This is a genomic window from Haladaptatus sp., from assembly GCF_049589095.1.
Lineage (GTDB): Archaea > Halobacteriota > Halobacteria > Halobacteriales > Haladaptataceae > Haladaptatus.
The window spans coordinates 1-2,358 of sequence record NZ_JBAWAC010000028.1 but is presented as its reverse complement, the minus strand read 5'-3'; the positions used below and the strand labels follow the sequence as shown (position 1 = coordinate 2,358).

General features: G+C 60.1%; 3 protein-coding genes and 2 pseudogenes. 2 read left to right on the top strand and 3 right to left on the bottom strand.

Going from position 1 to position 2,358, the window contains the following annotated elements:
- The 3 genes and pseudogenes from WBV42_RS01035 to WBV42_RS01025 form a co-directional block, all read right to left on the bottom strand.
- Positions 1 to 413 (bottom strand): annotated as a pseudogene (locus WBV42_RS01035) (hypothetical protein); the annotation flags it as partial.
- A 46-nt stretch (positions 414 to 459) separates the two neighbouring features.
- Positions 460 to 1,173 (bottom strand): hypothetical protein, encoded by a 714-nt coding sequence (locus WBV42_RS01030; protein ID WP_423984395.1) that lies wholly within the window; start codon positions 1,171 to 1,173, stop codon positions 460 to 462.
- Positions 1,174 to 1,256: 83 nt separating this feature from the next.
- On the bottom strand, positions 1,257 to 1,610 hold the full coding sequence (locus WBV42_RS01025) for a hypothetical protein (RefSeq protein ID WP_253228525.1): 354 nt from the start codon (positions 1,608 to 1,610) through the stop codon (positions 1,257 to 1,259).
- 304 nt (positions 1,611 to 1,914) lie between these two features.
- Here WBV42_RS01025 and WBV42_RS01020 point away from each other — a divergent pair, with 304 nt between their 5' ends.
- Positions 1,915 to 2,139 carry a hypothetical protein gene (locus WBV42_RS01020; RefSeq protein ID WP_423984394.1) on the top strand — a complete coding sequence of 75 codons (225 nt, stop codon included), beginning with the start codon at positions 1,915 to 1,917 and terminating at the stop codon, positions 2,137 to 2,139.
- A pseudogene (locus WBV42_RS01015) lies at positions 2,136 to 2,358 on the top strand (isocitrate lyase); the annotation flags it as partial. The gene WBV42_RS01020 and the pseudogene WBV42_RS01015, both read left to right, overlap by 4 nt.

The following is a 2,358-nucleotide window of genomic DNA, read 5'->3' as shown; positions in this document are numbered from 1 at the left end:
GAGTTCGAGGGGTCGGACCCCTTCAGTGGTTCGGATCCTCCCGCCGGTTCGGGTTCCTTCGAAGAGTTGGATTTCCGCATGGGTTCGCGCTCGCGTTCGTCCTTCCCGTCATCCCCCCTTTTGCCATCCACTTCCCTCCCGTCATCCTCGTCCGGGTCGATTTTCGTGGCCTCCCCGTCGCCGCGTTCCGGGGAAACGACGCCGCCTTCGACGCCGGGATTCGCGCCGCGAAGGTAGAGCACGACTGGCGGGAGGACGTAGATGGCGACGGCGACGAACGCGAAACCTTGATTCACGAAGGTCAACGTGCCGAACGCGGTCAGTCCCGCTGTCGCCACCGCGTGAACCCACGTCTTCGTGTAGCGCCTGAAGAACGGGAGAAATCGACGCTCCGAAGCGGGAGAATTGGCCATCGCTTGCGTATCGAACTCGATGGATTTCAGGCTTTTCGCCGTTTTCCTACTTCACGCTGTGCATCAGTCGGATGAGTTCCGCCCGGTACGCGTTCGGATCACGGTGGAACACGTCACGTAGCATTCGATTCGTCGGGCGAATACCCGACGTTATCAGGAGCGTCTCACCCGGTTTCAACACCTCCAGATACAGGACCGTCTTCACGCGCCCGTCAGACGTGACGGACGGAAGGGCGTAGACGGGCGAGTTCGGTCGCGTGATGTACTTGCTCGCGTCGTAGTAGGCTTCGTACTCCGCGATGGCCTGTTCGTTCGTCGTCTCGCGTTCCGACGCGGAGCGCTCGCGGATGTCGGAAAAACCGAGGCTACTCAACGTCTCCTCGAATCGCCGCTTTGCGATTCCGGCGACCAGCGATGGCTGGGCGAAGATTGCAACCGGGGAGTCGAACGTGACGCGTGTCGCCATGAACGCGCCGACGATACCGTCGAAATTTCCGCTGACGTACTTGTCGAGCACCGATGCGAGTTGTGCGTCTCTGTAAATGAGCGTGCTCGTGTAGGCATCACCGAGTGACGTATCCGCCTGCTGAATCGGCGTTTTGTCCGTCCGCTCGTCTTCGAGCGTCCATTCACGAATCAGCGATGACGTGATGACCGGTTTCCGGTACACGTCCGATTGCGCGCCGTCGGCTACCCCCCCAACGACACCGATTCCGGCCACTACTCCCCCCAATCGTTCGAGAAACTGTCGTCTCTCCATGAGAATAGTGTATCGGGAGGGACGCGCATAATCCCAACGGCCCAACAACTTCCCGGCCGTTCGTACCCCTCCCAAAAATCCGGTTACCAGTCCTCGTTACCGACCGGGTCGCGCGTTTCGCAGTAGGGACACCGGTTGCGGTACCGCTCCAAGTTCCGCCCGCAGTATCGACAGTTGTACCCGTCCTCCGGCGCGTCCGTTTCGGTTTCGGATGCCGAAGACGTTCCCGGCAGCGCTCCCGCTCGATACGCGAGAACGCCGCCGATGAGGACGACAGCGCCGACGAGCGCGACGAGCACGAGCGTGTTGTTCGTCCCGGGGACGTACGGCACGTCCTGCAGTTTTTTGCCGCCGAGAACTCCTCGCCCCCCGGCGAGGAACGCGAACAGCAACAGCATCCGAAGGAGCCACCATCGGCGGGGAACCCTATTCCGCACGCTCCCACCTTCGTTTCATACAATAACTCGGGGACGAACGGAGATAAGCGCACGGGAAGCCGAAATCAGGGATGAGAACGTCATGTGGTACCACGCGACACTAATACTCCCTTGAATGGCCTTGGGTCGTTAAACCTCATTAATGAATATTATCATTATAAATCATAATGTTTATTGTCGGTACTATCCTCGCCAGAACTGCAGTGAAACACATGTCCGTACACACAGCACACCCATCGGCACACGACGGAACCGCTCGCAGAACGACTCGCCCCACGAAATTCAACCGAACAATACGACGTATATGACCGACCGAACACGCTACGACCGCACCGAAGAGGAAGCACCGCTCGTTCCGCTCATCCCCGAGACCGAGCGCCAACCAACCCCGTACCGACCGACGACCGGACGACGAACGGGCTATCGCACCGCCGAGCGAACGGAGACGCTGCCGGAACTCACGCGCGAACTCCGAACGCTCCGAGCACAACTCGACCGAATCGAAGCCACCCTACAGGACGACAGATGAAACCCGAAACACCGACGAGAGACATCGAGAACCGCGCCGGAAAGGAACTCCGAGAGATGCTGAACGACCAGAACTACGTCTTCGCACCCGGGCTCTATCACGCCCTCGACGCCCGACTGGCGGAGATGGCCGGACTCGACGCCGCGTACATGAGCGGCTATTCGACCGTGCTCGGCCAGTTCGGCTTCCCGGACTTGGAGATGGTGACGATGACCGAGA

What these genes read in the sequence shown, in the direction of transcription:
- WBV42_RS01030 (WP_423984395.1), bottom strand. Translation starts at nt 1,173, where the DNA reads ATGGAGAGACGACAGTTTCTCGAACGATTGGGGGGAGTAGTGGCCGGA.
- WBV42_RS01020 (WP_423984394.1), top strand. Translation starts at nt 1,915, where the DNA reads ATGACCGACCGAACACGCTACGACCGCACCGAAGAGGAAGCACCGCTC.